The organism is Paramesorhizobium salinisoli, from assembly GCF_003335045.1.
GTDB classification, from domain to species: Bacteria; Pseudomonadota; Alphaproteobacteria; order Rhizobiales; family Rhizobiaceae; genus Paramesorhizobium; species Paramesorhizobium salinisoli.
The window spans coordinates 1-425 of sequence record NZ_QOZG01000124.1; the positions used below are offsets into that span (position 1 = coordinate 1).

Here is a 425-nt window from a genome sequence, read left to right on the forward strand (position 1 = left end):
CCCGTCCGCGAAGCCGTGACATCTTTGTGCTCAGATCGGTTTCATCGATGAAGACGAGGCGCGCCGGATCGAGAAAAAATTGTCTTGTGCCGGAAACACAAACACCCCCGCGATCCTTCTGCACCATTGCGGGGGTCGAGTTGGCCGTCGAACCAGTCGCGGCGACGCTTCAGGGTGATGTCCTTTGCCTCTTCAATCATACCGACGATGAAGTCCTCGTGGGCATCGAGGCGCGAGCCGCCGCGACGACCCTGTTTCAAAGGCGTCAACCGACCAGCGCGCGCACTCGCAATCCAGGCGATAGCTGTTGAAACGCCAATCCCAAATCGGGCCGCTGCTGAGCGCGCCGACATGCCATCCCGTGACGCAGCCAGAACGCTACGAAGATCATCACTGAAAGCTCGCGTCATATTGCCTCCGACCAA

1 pseudogene is annotated in these 425 nt (G+C 59.3%); it reads right to left on the reverse strand.

Annotation, left to right across the window (positions count from 1 at the left end):
* Nucleotides 1–410: pseudogene (locus DUT91_RS25205) on the reverse strand (transposase); the annotation flags it as partial.
* Between the last annotated feature and the right edge of the window lie 15 nt (nt 411–425).